Origin of the sequence: Novosphingobium sp. (assembly GCF_031424035.1) — a bacterium.
Taxonomy (GTDB): Bacteria; Pseudomonadota; Alphaproteobacteria; order Sphingomonadales; family Sphingomonadaceae; genus Novosphingobium.
The window spans coordinates 1-16802 of the sequence record NZ_JANPGP010000082.1 but is presented as its reverse complement, the minus strand read 5'-3'; the positions used below and the strand labels follow the sequence as shown (position 1 = coordinate 16802).

The window sequence follows — 16802 nt, the reverse complement described above, 5'->3', positions numbered from 1 at the left end:
GTGTGCTTGAGCTGCTCGGCATACCGCGCGAACGCTGGGTATGGGAATAGGCCAAAGCTTTGTTATTGACATTGATGTCAGTTAAACTTAGCTAGGCAGGATGGAAATGCCAGCCAGCCACGACGCCTTCGATTCCGCCGCCCAGCAATCGCGCGCCGAAACGCCTGTCCTGATCCCCGGTCGCCCCGACCCCCGGTACGACTGGAAGCGCGCCTGGACCCATTTCCGCGCACTGATCCGTAACAAGGAAGACACCACGCAGGTCTTCCACATCTTCGAAGCCCTGCCGTGGAAAGGCATCTACAAGGAGGCGACGCGCTTTCTTGAGAGCGAGCATGGCAGGGCGCTGTTCCTTGCGGAAGCTTTCCTGCCGTCACTGCTCGACGACCACGCCGCGCTGCGCCGGATGCCTGCCGGATCGCTCGCTCACGCCTATTGCGACTTCATGGAACGCGAAGGGCTGACTGCCGGCGGACTGGTTGAGGAATACGAAACCTTCCGCAGCGACCGCGTTCGTCTGAACGACCGCTTCGAATGGTATTTCGAACGTATGCGCGACACGCATGACCTGATGCACGTGCTGACCGGCTACAGCCGCGACGCACTGGGTGAACTGTGCGTTTTGGCCTTTACATACGGCCAGCAACCGAGCCCGGCGCACCTGTTCCTCGGCTATGCCGGCGGCGTCGAAATCCGCACCCGGTTGAAGAGCAAGGCCCCGGTTCTGGGCGCGGTGCGTGAAGGCCAGCGCCTCGGCAAGGCTTGCCCAAGGCTGGTGGAGCAGTCGATCATGGATCTGCTGCCGCTGCCGATCGAGGAAGTGCGCCGACGGTTGAAGATCACTCCTGCCAGCAAATATGCTGAGTGCCATACGGAATGGCGCAAGATCGGCATCGATCCTTACGACATGATCGCGCCGGTTGAAGGATTGGCGCAGGCGGCCTGAAGGGGCCTAAGCGCGCAAATTCCGACGTCATCCTGAACTTGTTTCAGGATCTATTTAGCCGCACGCGCGGTGCTTTTCCTGAACGCGCAACGGCAGCCAAGCGCGCCGTTCCACACTCCGAGGCATGATGCACGATGGATCCTGAACCGAGTTCAGGATGACGAAGCGGGTAGGGAAGGGGTTACCCCTCCATCCAGTCGCGGAAGAAGCTGTCGCTGGCTTCGCGCAGGTCGGTGAGGGGGACACCGGCAACAGCGTTGCCACTAACCTTGCCGATCAGCCGCGCTCCCTCAATCTGGGTGCCGGACGCTGCGGTCACGATGTATCGCGACTGGTCTTCGCCAAACGCACCTGCCGTGCCAAGCTGGTCGGTGACCTCGCAGCCGATCCCGCCAGCCAGCGCCATTTCGGCGAGTGCGACAATCAGGCCGCCGTCGCTAATGTCGTGGACGGCCGTGATCTTGCCTTCGCCGATCAGTGCACGGACCTTTTCGCCATTGGTACGTTCGACCGAGAGATCGACCTTGGGAGCTTCACCCGCTTCCCGGCCAGCAATTTCCCGTAGCCACAGCGACTGGCCCAAGTGTGAGCCTGCGCCGCCGATAAGCCAGATGGCATCACCCTCAGCCTTGAACCCAATCGTCGCCATCTTGGTGTGATCAGCCATCAGGCCAACCCCGCCAATGGCCGGCGTCGGAAGAATGGCTGAACCGCCGCCGGTCGCCTTGCTCTCGTTATAGAGCGACACGTTGCCGCTCACGATCGGGTAATCCAGCGCCCGGCAGGCATCGCCCATGCCCTGCAGGCAGCCAACGATCTGCGCCATGATCTCGGGCCGCTGCGGGTTGGCGAGGTTGAGGCAGTTGGTAATCGCCAGCGGCGTCGCGCCGACCGCGCTGATGTTGCGATAGGTCTCGGCCACGGCCTGCTTTCCGCCTTCGTACGGATCGGCATAGCAATACCGCGGGGTGCAGTCGGTGCTCATGGCGAGCGCCTTTTTCGTGCCGTGGATGCGAACAACCGCCGCATCGCCGCCGCTCTTCTGCAGCGTGTCCGCGCCAACCTGGCTGTCGTACTGTTCCCAGATCCAGCGCCGGCTGGCGAGGTCGGGGGAGGCCATCAGCTTGAGCAAGTCCGCGCCAATGTCGGTGCTTTCCGGCACGTCACCCAGCGGAGCGACATTGGCCCAGGCCTTGTAATCTTCCGGCGACATGTAGGGCCGCTCATATTCCGGCGCGTCTTCGGCCAGGGGGCCCAGTGGAATGTCGCAGACAACATCGCCTTGCCAGGTCAGCACCATGTGGCCGGTGTCGGTCACTTCGCCGATGACCGCGAAATCGAGCTCCCACTTGCGGAAGATCGCCTCGGCCATGGCTTCCTTGCCCGGCTTGAGCACCATGAGCATGCGCTCCTGGCTTTCGCTCAGCATCATTTCATAGGGCGTCATGCCCTGTTCGCGGCATGGCACCTTGTCCATGTCGAGCACGATCCCGGCCTTGCCGTTGGTCGCCATCTCAACGCTGGAGCTTGTCAGTCCCGCCGCGCCCATATCCTGAATGGCGACGATGGCATCGGTCGCCATCAGTTCAAGGCAGGCCTCGATCAGCAGCTTTTCAACGAAAGGATCGCCGACCTGAACGGTCGGGCGCTTTTCATCGATATCATCGCCAAAATCGGCGCTGGCCATAGTCGCGCCGTGGATCCCATCGCGCCCGGTTTTCGATCCGACATAGACGATCGGATTGCCGAGGCCGGTGGCAGCCGAATAGAAAATCTTGTCCTGATCGGCGATGCCCACGGTCATGGCGTTGACGAGGATGTTGCCGTCATAAGCCTTGTGGAAGTTCGTCTCGCCGCCAACGGTCGGCACGCCGACGAAGTTGCCATAGCCGCCGATGCCCGCGACCACGCCCTGGACAAGGTGCTTCATCTTGGGATGGTCAGGCCGGCCAAAGCGAAGTGCGTTCATGTTCGCCACCGGACGCGCGCCCATGGTGAACACGTCGCGCAGGATGCCGCCCACGCCGGTCGCCGCGCCCTGATAGGGCTCGATGTAGCTGGGGTGGTTGTGCGACTCCATCTTGAAGATCGCTGCCTGCCGAACACCATTGGGACCTTCACCGATGTCGATGATGCCGGCGTTCTCACCCGGACCGCAGATCACCCACGGCGCTTCGGTCGGCAGCTTCTTCAGGTGGAAACGGCTGGATTTGTACGAGCAATGCTCGGACCACATGACCGAGAATATGCCGAGCTCGACAAGGTTCGGCTCGCGCCCGAGTGCATGGAGCACGCGCTCGTATTCAGCTTCGGAAAGCCCGTGGGCGGCGACGACATCTGGCGTAATATCGGTCATTCGCGCGCCCATAGCCGTGACTTTGCCTAAAGGCTAGGGTGCGAAACGTGTTGTCACCCACGTGGCGACCGTAGCAGCGATGGCCGTGGCAAAGGCACCCCAGACGATATCGACCACCGTCACGTGCACCGGCCAGACCTTCATCGTCGCCTGATTGGTCAGGTCATAGGTCGCATAGGCCAGTCCGCCGAGCAGCGCGCCGTTGAGCAGGGCCGCGCTTGTCCCGCCAGAAAGGCCGGGGCGCACGGCAAACCAGATGATCCCGGCGATGTAGATCGCATAGAACACCAGCGCCGGACCGCCGCGGAATGACGGGGCGAGAAGTTCGCCAATGGCCGGGCGATAGAAGTTCTTGCCGGCCCATCCGAGCCAGATGAAATCGAGCACGCCAAAGCTGACGGCGGCGGAAACGTAAGCGATTACCCATTTCATCTGCGGTTTCTCCCTGAAGGCAGCTTGACCGTGACGCGCGGCGCGGTCAATGGTTCCGGCATGTCTGAAATGACCCCAGAACTGACATTTGAACAGGCCCTGCGCGCGCTGGAAGATGTTGTCCGCAAATTGGAGAGCGGGGAAGTGCCGCTCGACGATTCGATCACGCTCTATGAAGAGGGTGAGCGGCTCCGCAAGCTGTGCCAGGCGCGGCTCGATGCGGCTTCTGCGCGGATCGAAAAGATCGTCAAGGGCGCAGACGGCCAGCCCGCCACCGCTCCCTTTGACGCTGACGCCTGAGCGGCAACAATGCCGGCCAAGCTCCTCCTTAGCGATGCGCTTGCCCGCATTGCCGCCGATGTCGATTCCATGTTCGACGCCATGCTGCCGGTGCCGGATGATGCCCGCGCCCGGCTGATCGAGGCGATGCGCTATGCCGCGATCGGTGGTGGCAAGCGGCTGCGTCCGCTGCTGCTGACAGCGACGGCGGAACTCTACGGCGTCGATTTCTCCGCCGCGCTGCGTGCCGGAGTCGCGATAGAGGCGATCCACGTCTATTCGCTGATCCACGATGACCTGCCGTGCATGGACGATGATGACATGCGCCACGGCAAACCCACCGTGCACCGCGTCTTTGACGAGGCGACTGCGGTGCTGGCAGGCGATGCGCTCCATGCCTTTGCCTTCGAGATCATTGCCGATCCCGACCTGTTCCCCGATCCCTTCACCCGCGCCGAACTGGTGCTCGCGCTAGGTCGTGCGGCCGGGATGAACGGCATGGCCGGCGGGCAGATGATGGACATCGTCGCAGAAGGCGAAAGCTTCGACCTGCGCACCGTCACCCGGCTCCAGCAGCTCAAGACCGGGGCGCTGCTTGGGGCCGCAGTGGAAATGGGCGCGATCCTTGGCCGCTTGCCGCCCGAAGGCCGAACGCTCCTGCGTGGCTACGCCCGCGACATCGGCCTTGCCTTCCAGATCACCGACGACCTGCTTGACCATGAAGGCGATGAAGCCGCCGCCGGCAAGGCCCTGCGCAAGGATCAGGCCGCCGGAAAGCAGACCTTCGTCTCGCTTTTCGGCCCCGAACGCGCGCGCCAGCAGGCGCAGATGCTGGTCGATCAGGCCATTGCGCATCTGGCCCAGCACGGGCAGGAAGCAGACTTGCTGCGGGCGCTGGCGCGCTATGTTGTCGAGAGGGACCACTGATATGGCAACGGCTCCCAAGGAACGCATCGGCGTCTATCCCGGCACCTTCGATCCGATCACGCTGGGCCATGCCGACATCATCCGGCGCGGGGCCAAGCTGGTTGACAAGCTGGTTATCGGCGTCACCACCAACATCGCCAAATCGCCCATGTTCAATGACGATGAACGCATCGCCATGGTCCAGCGCGAGGCTGAAGGGCTTGGCCTGTCCAACATCGAAGTCGTCGGCTTCAATTCGTTGCTGATGGACTTTGCCGATGCACAGGGTGCTTCGGTGGTGATCCGCGGCATTCGGGGCGTGACCGACTTCGAATACGAATATCAGCTCACTGGGATGAACCGTCAGCTCAACAACAAGGTCGAAACGATCTTCCTGATGGCTGACGTGGCCCTGCAGCCCATCGCCTCGCGATTGGTCAAGGAAATCGCGCTGTATGGCGGCGATATCGCCAAGTTCGTCAGCCCGCCGGTACGCACCGATGTCCTTGCGCGCATTACCGAGACGGCGCGGCTTGCGCGAGATTGAATTTACGAACCTTGCGCCTGTTCATTGCCATGACAGTTGGCGGGCGCTATCGACACGCCACCCCCAAGGCACCAGCCACGAGAGTTGACCAGATGAAGCCGCGTAATCTTATCGTTTCCATCATGCTGGGCCTGTCCCTGGCGGCAACGCCCGCCATGGCGAAGAAAAAAAACAAGGACATCGTAGCTGAAAAGCCGCAGGTCCTGCTGAACACCGCCGTAAACGCCGACATGAAGTTCGAGCCGGAGAACATCCTGCTGCTCGACCTGTCGAATGGCGGCCGGGTCGCGATTCGCCTGATGCCCACCTGGGCACCCAATCATGTCGAGCGTATCAAGACCCTGGTCGGGCGCGGGTTTTACAACGGCGTGGTGTTCCACCGCGTGATCGATGGCTTCATGGCGCAGACTGGCGATCCCAAGGGCACGGGCGAGGGCGGTTCCGACCTTCCCGATCTCAAGGCCGAATTCAACATGGTGCCTCACATGCGCGGCACCGTCTCGATGGCCCGCACCAACGAACCCGACACGGCGAACAGCCAGTTCTTCATCGTGTTCTATCCGCGTTTCGCTCTCGACAAGCGCTATACCAATTTCGGCAAGGTGATCGCTGGAATGGACCAGGTTGACACGATCGTGCGCGGTGAGCCGCCGGTGAACCCCACCAAGATCCTCCAGGCATCGTTCGCCAGCGAAGGCAAAGCGCAGATGTTGCCGCCGCCGCCCGCACCGCCGATCGCGATTGTCGCAGAACCAGCCCCGGCGCCCGTAGTCGCTCCGCCGGTGAAGGCTGCCCCGGTGGCCAAGGCCAAGCCGCGCACCAAGTAAGGGCAATGCGCGGTGCGCGTTGATCTCTTCGATTTCGAACTCCCGCCGGAGAACATCGCGCTGCGCCCCGTGCGTCCGCGTGATTCGGCGCGGATGTTGCTGGTTGCCGGCAATGCGCCGTTCGAGGACCTGACTGTCCGCGATCTGCCGGCGCAACTGCGCGCGGGTGACGTTCTCGTATTCAACGATACCCGCGTCATTCCTGCCCAGCTTGAAGGCACACGCGGTGAGGCCCGCATCGGTGCGACGCTGCACAAGCGGATCGACTTGCGCCGCTGGCAAGCCTTCATTCGCAACGGCAAGCGGCTGCACGAAGGCGACGTGGTCGTATTTGCGGCAGGTGTTTCGGCCACGGCCGAGCAGCGCCACGCCGATGGCAGCTGGACGCTGGCATTCGCCGGCGATGAGCCTGTCGAAGTTCTTCTCGAACGGGCAGGGAGGATGCCGCTGCCGCCGTATATCGCGGGCAAGCGCCCAACCGATGCCGCCGATCTTGAAGACTACCAGACGATCTTCGCCAACGAGGCAGGCGCCGTCGCCGCTCCCACCGCCGCACTGCATTTCACGCCGGAACTACTCACCACGATCGATGCGGCGGGCATCGGGCGGGAGATTCTGACTCTGCATGTCGGCGCGGGCACGTTCCTTCCGGTCAAGGCCGAGGACACCGACGACCACGCCATGCACGCCGAATGGGGCCGCATCGAACCCGAAACCGCTGCCCGGCTCAACGCAGCACGCGCCGCCGGCGGCCGCATTATCGCGGTGGGCACCACCAGCCTGCGCCTGCTCGAAAGCGCGGCCGATCGGGATGGCGCCATCCAGCCCTTCGCCGGTGACACCGCGATCTTTATCACCCCGGGTTACCGCTTCCGCGCGGTGGGCGGCCTCATGACCAACTTCCACTTGCCCAAAAGCACGCTGTTCATGCTGGTTTCTGCACTGATGGGCAGAGAGCGGATGCAAAAAGCCTATGCCCATGCCATCGCCGAGGGCTATCGGTTTTATTCCTACGGCGATTCCAGCCTGTTGCTGCCTTGATCATGGAGACGACTGCCATGCGCCTTGCCCCGATTGCCTTCGTCATCCTCGCACTGGCCTTGCCGGCCGCCGCTCAGGATGCGGCTGAACCGACGGCCAATGAACTCGGCAATTGCCTTACCATGAAGTCAACCGGTGCCGACCGACTGGATTTCGCCCGCTGGATGGTCGCATCGCTCGGCTCAGCCCCGCAAATCAAGGACATCGCGACCGTCTCGCCCGACAGCAAGGAGAAGATGGACCGCAAGATGGCCGCCACCTTTACCCGTCTCGTCATGGGCGATTGCGGCGAAATTTCGCGTGGCCTGATCAAGTCGCGCAGCCCCGATGCGTTCCGCGCTGCCGGGGAAGCCTTTGGCAAGATGGCGATGCAGGAATTGCTCGGAAACCGCGAGGCCGCTGCCGGTCTCGAGGCCTTCACGAAATACATCGATCCGCTCGCGTTCTTGCCGCCGCAGGGCAAGTAGCTCGGGACTGGCGAAAGGCCGCGCGTGCGGCTAAGCGCGCAGGCCATGTCCCGTTTCGATTTCACCATTCACGCCACCGATGGCAAGGCCCGCACCGGCACGATCCGCATGCGGCGCGGCGACATCCGCACGCCTGCCTTCATGCCGGTGGGCACGGCGGCGACGGTCAAGGGCATGAAGCCCGAAGGCGTTCGAGCGGCGGGGGCCGACATCATCCTCGGCAACACCTATCACCTGATGCTTCGTCCGGGCGCGGAACGCGTGGCGCGGCTTGGCGGGTTGCACAAGTTCATGAACTGGGATCGCCCGATCCTGACCGACAGCGGCGGCTATCAGGTGATGAGCCTCAGCGACCTGCGCAAGATTACCGAGGAGGGGGTGACCTTCGCCAGCCACCTCGATGGCTCGCGCCACCTGCTCAGCCCGGAACGGTCAATGGAGATCCAGCGCCTGCTCGGCTCGGACATCGTCATGTGTTTTGACGAATGCCCCCGCGCCGACCAGCCTCGCGATGTCATTGCCCGATCGATGGAAATGTCGATGCGCTGGGCCAAACGCAGCCGCGACGCCTTTGACGCGGGCGGCGATCACGCCGAGCGATCCGCCCTGTTCGGCATCCAGCAAGGCGCGCTGGACGAGGGCCTCCGCCGCCAGAGCGCCGAGGCCTTGGCCGAAGTCGGCTTCGATGGCTACGCGATCGGTGGACTTGCTGTGGGTGAGGGGCAGGAGGCGATGTTCGCTACGCTCGATTTTGCGCCGGGGCAACTGCCTGCAGACCGCCCGCGCTACCTGATGGGCGTGGGCAAGCCTGACGATCTTGTCGGCGCGGTCGAACGCGGGGTCGACATGTTCGATTGCGTTCTTCCCACACGTTCGGGCCGCAACGGGCAGGCCTTCACTTGGAACGGCCCGCTCAACCTGCGCAACGCCAAGCATGCCGAGGACTTCGCGCCGCTCGATGATAAATGCAGTTGCCCGGCCTGCCGCGACTACAGCCGCGCTTACCTGCATCACCTGATCAAGTCGGGCGAAATGCTTGGCGCCATGCTGATGACGGAACACAACCTGTGGTTCTACCAGTCGCTGATGCAGGCCATGCGCGATGCGATCGGCGCCGGTCAGTTCGGCCTGTTCGCTAACAAGTTCCGGCAGTCTTACTTGAATTGATCGTGGAACTTTGGCTGCAACGCAAAACGCAAGGACGGCTCTTTAGTCCCGCTTGATCGTTTCGAGCAGTGTGCCGCGATAGGCAACGAAAAACCCGGATTTTGGGTCGAGAAATCCCGCGCCAATCGCACAGGCTTGCTGCTGCGCGGTATGCAGATCAGAGTACCATTTCCCGGCGCGATGCGGGGTGACAAAGCGATAATTGAACATCTTGCACGCTCAAACGCGGGATCGTTTCACTCGTTCCCGCAGCTTATCGCATTTCCTGCCAACAGCTTGTGCTCTGGTCTTGAGGCAGTTCCCATAGCCATGTGTCTACAAATGCGAAGGGCGGCCCCGAAGGACCGCCCTGCATATTTCGGCACGAGCCGGCTGGATCAGCGCGAATAGAATTCGACGACCAGATTCGGTTCCATCTTCACCGGGTAAGGCACTTCGTCAAGCGTGGGAACGCGGACGAAGGTGATCTTGTCGTTGCCGTCGGGTGCGACGTACTCAGGGATTTCGCGCTCGGCGAGGCCCTGGGCTTCGATGATCAGCGCCATTTCCTTGGCCTTTTCGCCAAGGCTGATGATGTCACCGGGGCGAACGCGGCGGCTGGCGATGTTGCAGCGCACGCCGTTCACGCGGATGTGGCCGTGCGAAACAACCTGACGGGCAGCGAAGATGGTCGGCGCGAACTTGGCGCGGTACACGACCATGTCGAGGCGCTGTTCGAGCAGGCCGATCAGGTTCTGACCGGTATCGCCCTTCATCTTCGACGCTTCCTGATAGGTGCGCTTGAACTGCTTCTCGGTCACGTCGCCGTAGTAGCCCTTGAGCTTCTGCTTGGCGCGCAGCTGGATGCCGAAGTCCGAGATCTTGCTCTTGCGGCGCTGGCCGTGCTGGCCCGGGCCATAGGCGCGGCGGTTGACCGAGCTCTTGGGACGACCCCAGATGTTTTCGCCAAGACGGCGGTCAATCTTATGCTTTGAAGCCTTGCGCTTTGACACAGGCATTCCTTTCAACTTGCGTGCTGCAGCGTTGTGCTGAAGCTTCTAGCCCGGACACGCACCGTTCCAGCAATTCTGGAACGCGATCGCCGCTTCACCGGGGTGCGGGATCAATTGCGAAGGCGCGCGCTTAGCGGCGAGGGGCCAGAAGGTCAAGCATCATCGGGCGGGGTTTGGGGCTTGCCGCGCCGGTTGTCGCCCGGTTTGCTGCCCGGCAGGCGTTCCATGGCCGAAAGCACGCCGCGCATGGTCCGCACCTCGAGGTGATTCCAGCCGGGTTTGGTCAGCATGGCGCGCAAGGTCAGGCGGGTCGGCATGGCCCGCGATGGCGGGTTGAAGTAGCCGCGCGGGGTCAGCAGGGCTTCCATCTGGCCTATCATGCCCTCAAGGTCTTCCTGCGGCGCCGGGGGCAGCAGTTCCTCGACCGTCGGCTGCGCCAGATCGACCAGTTTCGACCACTCATAAACACACAGCATCACCGCCTGCGCGAGGTTGAGCGAGGCGAAGTCCGGGTTGATCGGCACGGTGATGATCGTGCGGGCCAACGCGACATCCTCGGTTTCAAGTCCAGACCGCTCAGGCCCGAAGACAATGGCCGAGCGGGCGACATCGCGGTGGATCGTCTGCGCCGCCTGTTCGGGGGTCATGACTGGTTTGGTCACACCGCGCTTGCGGACAGTCGTCGCATAGACATGCGAGCAATCGTGCACCGCCTCCGCGAGGCTCTCGAACACCTGCGCCTCGGCCAGGACGATATCCGCCCCGGCCGTAGCCGGTCCCGCGCTGGGATTGGGCCAGCCATCGCGCGGCGAAACCAGGCGCATCTCGGTAAGGCCGAAATTGAGCATGGCACGCGCCGCCTTACCAATGTTCTCGGCAAGTTGCGGGCGGACGAGGACGATGACGGGCTTAGTGCTTGCCGACATCGCGCACCGTTCCGGCAAATTCCTCAAAGTCCTTGGCGTCACCGAAATCGCGGTAGACCGAGGCGAAGCGGATGTAGGCGACTGAATCGAGCTGGCGCAGGCCTTCCATCACCATTTCGCCGATAGTCCGCGAGGGAACTTCGATCTCCCCCATGGTCTCGATCTGACGTTGTATGCCGGACACGAGTTGGTCGATCCGTTCCTGTGCAATACCGCGCTTGCGGCAGGCGAGGGAGACGGACTGTTCGATTTTCTGTCGGTCAAACGGTTCACGCGCGTCGTTACTCTTGAGCACGATGATTTCGCGCAGCTGGACCCGTTCGAACGTGGTGAAGCGCGCGCCGCAGCCTTCGCACTGACGGCGGCGACGGATCGCGGTGTTGTCCTCGGTCGGACGCGAGTCCTTTACCTGGCTGTCGTCATGGGCGCAGAACGGGCAACGCATCGGCGGTTACGGTCGGACCCGCTTGTAGAGCATGAAGCCGGCACCGGCGAGCGCGCCGAGCGGCAGCGACACGACCGGAAGGATCCAGCCCGCCGCCGCACCAATGGCGAGGCCGGTCAACACGGGCTTGGTCGAAGGATGGCGGGCGCCGTCCTTGGCCATGCCGACGACTTCGACCTTCAGATCCTCGATAAGATCGCCGCTATTGGGGTTATTGTCGGTCATCGGTCACATTCCTTCGTAGATGGGGAATCGGGCGCAAAGCTCTTCTACGCGCGCCTTGACCGATTGTTCCACCTGCGCGTCACCATCTTCGCCGTTCTTACGCATTCCTTCGACGACTTCAGCAATAAGTCCGCCGATCTGCGTGAACTCGGCAACGCCGAACCCGCGTGTCGTGCCGGCCGGCGTGCCAAGGCGGATGCCCGAGGTGACGAAGGGCGAGCGTGAGTCGTTCGGGATGCCGTTCTTGTTGCAAGTGATGGCGGCGCGATCGAGACCCTTTTCGGTGGACTTGCCGGTGATGTCCTTCGAAGTCAGGTCAACCAGCATCAGGTGGTTGTCCGTGCCGCCCGACACGATGTCGAGCCCGTTGGCCTGTAGCGAGGCGGCGAGCGCCTTGGCATTGTCAGCCACGGCCTGGGCATAGGCCTTGAATTCCGGCGTCATCGCTTCGGCAAAGGCCACTGCCTTGGCAGCGATGATGTGCATCAGCGGACCGCCCTGCAGACCCGGGAAGATCGCCGTGTTCAGCTTCTTGGCGAGCGCCTCGTCGTTCGACAGGATGATGCCCGAACGGGGGCCGCGCAGGCTCTTGTGCGTCGTCGTGGTCGTTACATGGGCGTGGGGAACTGGCGAGGGGTGGACTCCGCCGGCGACGAGGCCCGAGAAGTGGCTCATGTCGGCAAGCAGGTAAGCGCCCACTTCATCAGCGATCTCGCGGAAACGCGGGAAATCCCAGGTGCGTGAATAGGCGGTGCCGCCGCAGATGATCAGCTTCGGCTTGCACTCCCGCGCGATGCGAGCGACCTCGTCCATGTCGATGCGGTGATCGTCGGCGCGCACGGTGTAGGGTACAGGGTTAAACCACTTGCCGCTCATGTTGACGGGGCTGCCGTGGGTGAGGTGGCCCCCGGCGTTGAGGTCGAGCCCCATGAACGTGTCGCCCGGCTGCAGCAGAGCGAGGAACACGGCCTGGTTCATCTGGCTGCCCGAATTGGGCTGCACGTTGGCAAAATTGGCGCCAAACAGCTTCTTCGCGCGCTCGATCGCCAGCGTCTCGATCTCGTCGACATATTCGCAGCCGCCGTAATAGCGCTTGCCCGGATAGCCTTCGGCATACTTGTTGGTCAGGATCGAACCGGCGGCCTCGAGCACGGCTTTCGAACAGATGTTTTCTGAGGCAATCAGCTCGATCTTGTCGCGCTGGCGGCCGAGTTCCTTGCCGATCCAGCCCGCAATTTCGGGGTCAGTCGCAGCGAGGCCGGCAGTGAAGAAGCCATTGGGGGTGACGGCGGTCATCTCAGATCCCTGTTCAGCAAGATGGGTTGGAAAGCTTGTCGACGCGGCCGGCGTGGCGGCCTCCGCCGAATTCGGTCGAAAGGAAAGCGTCGAGGCAGGCCTTGGCCATGTCCTCTCCGGTCAGCCGGGCGCCCATCGCGATGCAGTTGGCATCGTTGTGTTCGCGCGCCAGGGCGGCGGAGAGCGGCTCGGACACGAGCGCACAGCGCAGCTTGGGGTGGCGGTTGACGGCGATCGAGATGCCGATGCCTGAACCGCACAGGGCCACGCCGCGTTCGGCGGTGCCATCTGCCACGATGGCGGCCAGCTTGTAGCCATAGTCGGGATAATCGACCCGGTCGGCCGTTTCAGGGCCAAGGTCAGCAACCTCGTGACCGAGGCCGATCAGGTACTCGCGCAAGGTCGCCTTCAGATCGACCGCGGCGTGATCGGATGCGATGGCAATTCTCATCGGCGCTGCTCGTCTCTTTGGTGGGAATCGGCTGGGCACCCCATAGGGGCAAGCCTGCCACGATGCCACCCGCAATGCGCGAATCTGCACAGTCCGGGGCGCGGTTTGACTCGGGCGGGCGCGGCGAGCATCAATCGCGCCGGGATTGGGAGGACAAGAATGAAGCTCTGGACCGGATTTGCCCTTGCCGTGATCGCGGCGCTGGTGCTGGCGATCATCGGCACGACGCCTCCGGGGCCTCTCCCGGCGAACTCTGCGGCAAACGCCTTTTCCGCCGCCCGCGCGATGGCCGATGTCCGCGTGATTGCGGCGCGTCCGCACGCCACCGGCACGGCGGAAAACGCGGAAGTTCGCCGCCATATCGTCGAGCGTCTGCGCGCGATGGGGCTGGAAACGCGCGAGACTGTGCTTCCTTTGCCGCTGCGTTCGACCGAGCGGATGAAGGGCTGGTCCAAGGGCGTCCACGCGCCGACCGAGATGGTCAACATCGTCGGCGTGCTTCCCGGCAAGGATCGCTCCCTGCCAGCGGTCGCCCTGATGGCGCATCACGACACAGTTTGGGGATCGCCCGGTGCTTCCGATGACACGGCCGGCGTCGCGACGATCCTCGAGACAGTGCGCGCAGTTCGGGAACGCGGGCTGGCGAAGCGTGACCTGATCGTGATCCTGACCGATGCCGAGGAACTTGGCCTGTCGGGCGCCGAGGCGTTCTTCGCCTCCGATCCGATCCGCGACCGCGTTGGCACGATCGTCAACATGGAAGCGCGCGGGGGCGGGGGGCGGACAACGCTTTTCGAAACATCGCCTCAGAACGGGGCGGCGATCGCTCTGTACGCCGATGCGGTCAGCCGGCCGGGAGCCTCTTCGCTCGCAACCTTCATCTACAGCGTCCTGCCGAACGACACGGACTTGTCCGTGTCACTGCGGGCGAGCAAGCCGGGCTATAACTTCGCCTTTATCGGCCGGCCGGGGCTGTACCATTCGCCCAAGGCCACGCCGGATGCGCTCGATCAGGGGGCGTTGCAGGACATGGGCGGTCAAGTGCTGGCGCTCACTGATGCCTTGCTGCGTGCCGATCAACTGCCGGCACCTGCGCCGGACGTGGTGTTATTCGATGTCTTCGGGCTGTTCCTCGTCAGCTATCCAGTGTGGATCGGCTGGCTGATGGTTGGAGCGATCGTCCTGGGCCTTGGCTACGCGGCGCGCGGCCTGCGCGGCAAGCAGATGGCCGAAGGCGCGGCGCGGATGGTTCTGCTGATCCTTGGCGCGGCGCTGGCGCTGTTCCTGCTAAACCTGTTGTCCGGCGCGGGCAGGGAGGCGAACTATTACGACCGGCTTGCGGCGATCGCTCTGCTTGAAGGCATGGCGGCGGCGGCAAGCGTGGCCTTCTACTTGCTGCTGTTCCGCATCCAGCAGATCAAGGCGCGGCAGATCGGCGCGGCACTACCCTTGCTGTTGATAGGGGCCAGCGCGCAGGCCTTTGCGCCGACTGCTGCCTATGTCGTGCTGGTCCCGCTGGTGCTGGTGGCGCTGGCGATTAACCTGAAGGGTGCAGCGGGCAAGATTGCCGGCGGGGTCATTGCTGCGTTGGTGCTGGGCTATGAGGTCTATCTCGGCCACTTCGTAATGCAGGGCGTGGGACCAAGCATTCCGTTTGCCACCGTTCTGCAACTGGCGCTCGGCTCGCTTGCGGTTTTGCTGGTCTGGCCCGGGGTGGGCAAACCGATGGGCAGGCGTCTGGCCTTGGCGGCACTGGCTGCGGCAGTGATCATATCGCTGTGGGTCCGCCTTGACCCCATGGCCGATACCATCGCGATCTATTCAAACGACAAGGCGGCCGAGCCGATCCCGATCACAAAACCCGCAGCCTGAAGCAGTCCCAAAACGGATAAACCCCGCTGCATTTCTGCAACGGGGTTTTCCTGGATCAACCGTTCCGAAGAACTATCGTCCTGACTGCGAAACACCGCAGGCCGGGATTGGTTCCCGGCGCTGCAAATATTTTTACTGATCGAGGAACGAGCGCATCTTGCGTGACCGGCTCGGGTGCTTCAGCTTGCGCAGCGCCTTGGCTTCGATCTGGCGAATACGTTCGCGCGTCACCGAGAACTGCTGGCCGACTTCTTCCAGCGTATGATCGGTGTTCATGCCGATGCCGAAACGCATACGCAGCACGCGTTCCTCGCGCGGGGTCAGGCTGGCAAGGACGCGGGTGACCGTTTCCTTGAGGTTGGCCTGAATAGCCGCATCGACCGGAATGATCGCGTTCTTGTCCTCGATGAAATCCCCGAGGTGCGAATCTTCCTCGTCGCCGATCGGCGTTTCGAGGGAGATCGGCTCCTTGGCGATCTTCATCACCTTGCGCACCTTTTCGAGCGGCATCGAAAGCCGTTCTGCCATTTCCTCGGGTGTGGGCTCGCGGCCCTGCTCGTGAAGGAACTGGCGGCTGGTGCGGACCAGCTTGTTGATCGTCTCGATCATGTGAACAGGGATGCGGATCGTGCGCGCCTGATCAGCGATTGAGCGCGTGATGGCCTGCCGGATCCACCAGGTGGCATAGGTAGAGAACTTGTAGCCGCGGCGATACTCGAACTTGTCGACCGCCTTCATCAGGCCGATGTTACCTTCCTGAATTAGGTCAAGGAACTGCAGGCCGCGGTTGGTGTACTTCTTGGCGATCGAGATCACCAGACGCAGGTTCGCCTCGACCATTTCCTTCTTGGCAATGCGCGCTTCGCGCTCCGCCTTCTGGACCATGTTGACGATGCGGCGGAATTCCTGAAGCGCCATGCCGGTGGCAGAGGCGATGTCCGAAACCTCGGCGCGGATGCGCTCGACAGCGTCGGCCTCGTTCTCGGCGAAGGCCGCCCACTTCTTGTCCTTGCCGGCCTGTGAAGCCAGCCACGCATCATCAAGCTCGTGGCCGATGTAGCTGTCAAGGAAGTCCTTGCGGTTCACCTTGTGGCGTTCTGCCAGACGCAGCATCTGGCCGCCAAGCGCAGTCAGCCTGCGGTTGAAGGCATAGATGTTGTCGACCAGAAATTCGATCTTGGTCGCATGGAACTTGACGCTTTCAACGTGCGCGGTCAGCTCTTCACGCAGGGCGTGATACTGCTTTTCCTTGGCCGATGAGAACGTGTCGCCGGCATTCATCGCGGCGAGACGCTCGTTCTGGATCTTCTCGAACTTGCGGAAGACGCTGGTGATCAGCGCGAACTTTTCCAGCGCCTCAGGCTTCAGCTGGGCTTCCATCTGGGCGAGGCTGAGGGTGTTGTCCTCTTCCTCTTCCTCAGCCGGACGGCGGGCGCGGCGCTCGATGCCTTCTTCGTCTTCCTCGTCGGCGGGTTCTTCCTCGACCTCTTCTTCTTCCTTGAAGGTCGGGCCGGCAGTCGCCTCGGTAATTTCGCCGCTGCCTTCTTCCTCACCGTCTTCGGTCAGGGCTTCGGGCGCGGGCTCCTTGGAAAGCATTGCGTCGAGATCGAGGATCTCGCGCAGCTGC

General features: G+C 62.9%; 19 protein-coding genes. 9 read left to right on the top strand and 10 right to left on the bottom strand.

What is annotated here, in order from left to right; translation table 11 throughout:
* Nucleotides 1-100: 100 nt before the first annotated feature.
* Nucleotides 101-946 (top strand): Coq4 family protein, encoded by an 846-nt coding sequence (locus tag RMO89_RS12240; RefSeq protein WP_310533404.1) that lies wholly within the window; start codon nucleotides 101-103, stop codon nucleotides 944-946.
* A gap of 181 nt (nucleotides 947-1127) precedes the next feature.
* On the opposite strand, the gene purL is transcribed toward RMO89_RS12240, so the two are convergent.
* Both purL and RMO89_RS12230 read right to left on the bottom strand, forming a co-directional pair.
* Nucleotides 1128-3302: a phosphoribosylformylglycinamidine synthase subunit PurL gene (gene purL / locus RMO89_RS12235; protein ID WP_310533403.1), complete on the bottom strand. Its 2175-nt coding sequence runs from the start codon at nucleotides 3300-3302 to the stop codon at nucleotides 1128-1130.
* 33 nt (nucleotides 3303-3335) lie between these two features.
* On the bottom strand, nucleotides 3336-3734 hold the full coding sequence (locus RMO89_RS12230) for a DUF2177 family protein (protein ID WP_310533402.1): 399 nt from the start codon (nucleotides 3732-3734) through the stop codon (nucleotides 3336-3338).
* Between the two features lie 60 nt (nucleotides 3735-3794).
* Between RMO89_RS12230 and RMO89_RS12225 the strand changes: the two genes are divergently transcribed.
* The 7 genes from RMO89_RS12225 (at nucleotide 3795) to tgt (ending at nucleotide 8968) form a co-directional block, all read left to right on the top strand.
* Entirely contained in the window at nucleotides 3795-4034 is a 240-nt protein-coding gene (locus tag RMO89_RS12225) for an exodeoxyribonuclease VII small subunit (protein WP_310533401.1), read from the top strand.
* 9 nt (nucleotides 4035-4043) lie between these two features.
* Nucleotides 4044-4940, top strand: coding sequence for a farnesyl diphosphate synthase (locus RMO89_RS12220; protein ID WP_310533400.1), 897 nt, complete (start codon nucleotides 4044-4046; stop codon nucleotides 4938-4940).
* A 1-nt stretch (nucleotide 4941) separates the two neighbouring features.
* Nucleotides 4942-5466, top strand: a complete 525-nt coding sequence (coaD, locus tag RMO89_RS12215) for a pantetheine-phosphate adenylyltransferase (protein WP_310533399.1) — start codon at nucleotides 4942-4944, stop codon at nucleotides 5464-5466.
* A 122-nt stretch (nucleotides 5467-5588) separates the two neighbouring features.
* The gene (locus tag RMO89_RS12210; RefSeq protein WP_409035546.1) at nucleotides 5589-6293 is read left to right on the top strand and encodes a peptidylprolyl isomerase; all 705 of its coding nucleotides are present in this window, start codon (nucleotides 5589-5591) and stop codon (nucleotides 6291-6293) included.
* A gap of 12 nt (nucleotides 6294-6305) precedes the next feature.
* On the top strand, nucleotides 6306-7334 hold the full coding sequence (queA, locus tag RMO89_RS12205) for a tRNA preQ1(34) S-adenosylmethionine ribosyltransferase-isomerase QueA (RefSeq protein ID WP_310533397.1): 1029 nt from the start codon (nucleotides 6306-6308) through the stop codon (nucleotides 7332-7334).
* Between the two features lie 2 nt (nucleotides 7335-7336).
* Nucleotides 7337-7801 carry a hypothetical protein gene (locus RMO89_RS12200; protein WP_310533396.1) on the top strand — a complete coding sequence of 155 codons (465 nt, stop codon included), beginning with the start codon at nucleotides 7337-7339 and terminating at the stop codon, nucleotides 7799-7801.
* Between the two features lie 45 nt (nucleotides 7802-7846).
* Complete coding sequence (gene tgt / locus RMO89_RS12195) at nucleotides 7847-8968, top strand: tRNA guanosine(34) transglycosylase Tgt (RefSeq protein WP_310533395.1); 1122 nt, start codon at nucleotides 7847-7849, stop codon at nucleotides 8966-8968.
* Between the two features lie 42 nt (nucleotides 8969-9010).
* On the opposite strand, the gene RMO89_RS12190 is transcribed toward tgt, so the two are convergent.
* From RMO89_RS12190 to rpiB, 7 genes are all read right to left on the bottom strand, one after another.
* Nucleotides 9011-9178 carry a hypothetical protein gene (locus RMO89_RS12190; protein ID WP_310533394.1) on the bottom strand — a complete coding sequence of 56 codons (168 nt, stop codon included), beginning with the start codon at nucleotides 9176-9178 and terminating at the stop codon, nucleotides 9011-9013.
* A gap of 167 nt (nucleotides 9179-9345) precedes the next feature.
* The gene (rpsD, locus tag RMO89_RS12185; protein ID WP_310533393.1) at nucleotides 9346-9960 is read right to left on the bottom strand and encodes a 30S ribosomal protein S4; all 615 of its coding nucleotides are present in this window, start codon (nucleotides 9958-9960) and stop codon (nucleotides 9346-9348) included.
* Between the two features lie 152 nt (nucleotides 9961-10112).
* Complete coding sequence (locus RMO89_RS12180) at nucleotides 10113-10886, bottom strand: RNA methyltransferase (protein ID WP_310533392.1); 774 nt, start codon at nucleotides 10884-10886, stop codon at nucleotides 10113-10115.
* Nucleotides 10870-11331 (bottom strand): transcriptional regulator NrdR, encoded by a 462-nt coding sequence (gene nrdR / locus RMO89_RS12175; protein ID WP_310533391.1) that lies wholly within the window; start codon nucleotides 11329-11331, stop codon nucleotides 10870-10872. The genes RMO89_RS12180 and nrdR overlap by 17 nt, the downstream gene beginning before the upstream one ends.
* Nucleotides 11332-11337: 6 nt before the next feature.
* Nucleotides 11338-11556: a hypothetical protein gene (locus tag RMO89_RS12170; protein WP_310533390.1), complete on the bottom strand. Its 219-nt coding sequence runs from the start codon at nucleotides 11554-11556 to the stop codon at nucleotides 11338-11340.
* A gap of 3 nt (nucleotides 11557-11559) precedes the next feature.
* Nucleotides 11560-12852 carry a serine hydroxymethyltransferase gene (gene glyA / locus RMO89_RS12165; protein WP_310533388.1) on the bottom strand — a complete coding sequence of 431 codons (1293 nt, stop codon included), beginning with the start codon at nucleotides 12850-12852 and terminating at the stop codon, nucleotides 11560-11562.
* Nucleotides 12853-12865: 13 nt separating this feature from the next.
* A complete protein-coding gene (gene rpiB / locus RMO89_RS12160) occupies nucleotides 12866-13303 on the bottom strand; it encodes a ribose 5-phosphate isomerase B (protein WP_310533387.1) in 438 nt (145 codons plus the stop codon).
* Nucleotides 13304-13462: 159 nt separating this feature from the next.
* On the opposite strand from rpiB, the gene RMO89_RS12155 reads away from it, so the two are divergent.
* Entirely contained in the window at nucleotides 13463-15175 is a 1713-nt protein-coding gene (locus RMO89_RS12155) for a M20/M25/M40 family metallo-hydrolase (RefSeq protein ID WP_310533386.1), read from the top strand.
* A gap of 132 nt (nucleotides 15176-15307) precedes the next feature.
* Here RMO89_RS12155 and rpoD read toward each other — a convergent pair.
* Nucleotides 15308-16802 (bottom strand): RNA polymerase sigma factor RpoD (rpoD, locus tag RMO89_RS12150; RefSeq protein WP_310533384.1); only part of this gene is annotated, 1495 nt, incomplete at its 5' end.

Bases quoted from the DNA above. Each gene is read 5' to 3' on its own strand.
- RMO89_RS12210 (WP_409035546.1), top strand. From the start codon at position 5,589: ATGCTGGGCCTGTCCCTGGCGGCAACGCCCGCCATGGCGAAGAAAAAA.
- RMO89_RS12170 (WP_310533390.1), bottom strand. From the start codon at position 11,556: ATGACCGACAATAACCCCAATAGCGGCGATCTTATCGAGGATCTGAAG.
- RMO89_RS12190 (WP_310533394.1), bottom strand. From the start codon at position 9,178: ATGTTCAATTATCGCTTTGTCACCCCGCATCGCGCCGGGAAATGGTAC.
- RMO89_RS12240 (WP_310533404.1), top strand. From the start codon at position 101: ATGGAAATGCCAGCCAGCCACGACGCCTTCGATTCCGCCGCCCAGCAA.
- RMO89_RS12230 (WP_310533402.1), bottom strand. From the start codon at position 3,734: ATGAAATGGGTAATCGCTTACGTTTCCGCCGCCGTCAGCTTTGGCGTG.
- RMO89_RS12200 (WP_310533396.1), top strand. From the start codon at position 7,337: ATGGAGACGACTGCCATGCGCCTTGCCCCGATTGCCTTCGTCATCCTC.
- rpiB (WP_310533387.1), bottom strand. From the start codon at position 13,303: ATGAGAATTGCCATCGCATCCGATCACGCCGCGGTCGATCTGAAGGCG.
- tgt (WP_310533395.1), top strand. From the start codon at position 7,847: ATGTCCCGTTTCGATTTCACCATTCACGCCACCGATGGCAAGGCCCGC.
- nrdR (WP_310533391.1), bottom strand. From the start codon at position 11,331: ATGCGTTGCCCGTTCTGCGCCCATGACGACAGCCAGGTAAAGGACTCG.
- coaD (WP_310533399.1), top strand. From the start codon at position 4,942: ATGGCAACGGCTCCCAAGGAACGCATCGGCGTCTATCCCGGCACCTTC.
- RMO89_RS12220 (WP_310533400.1), top strand. From the start codon at position 4,044: ATGCCGGCCAAGCTCCTCCTTAGCGATGCGCTTGCCCGCATTGCCGCC.
- RMO89_RS12225 (WP_310533401.1), top strand. From the start codon at position 3,795: ATGTCTGAAATGACCCCAGAACTGACATTTGAACAGGCCCTGCGCGCG.
- purL (WP_310533403.1), bottom strand. From the start codon at position 3,302: ATGACCGATATTACGCCAGATGTCGTCGCCGCCCACGGGCTTTCCGAA.
- RMO89_RS12155 (WP_310533386.1), top strand. From the start codon at position 13,463: ATGAAGCTCTGGACCGGATTTGCCCTTGCCGTGATCGCGGCGCTGGTG.
- RMO89_RS12180 (WP_310533392.1), bottom strand. From the start codon at position 10,886: ATGTCGGCAAGCACTAAGCCCGTCATCGTCCTCGTCCGCCCGCAACTT.
- glyA (WP_310533388.1), bottom strand. From the start codon at position 12,852: ATGACCGCCGTCACCCCCAATGGCTTCTTCACTGCCGGCCTCGCTGCG.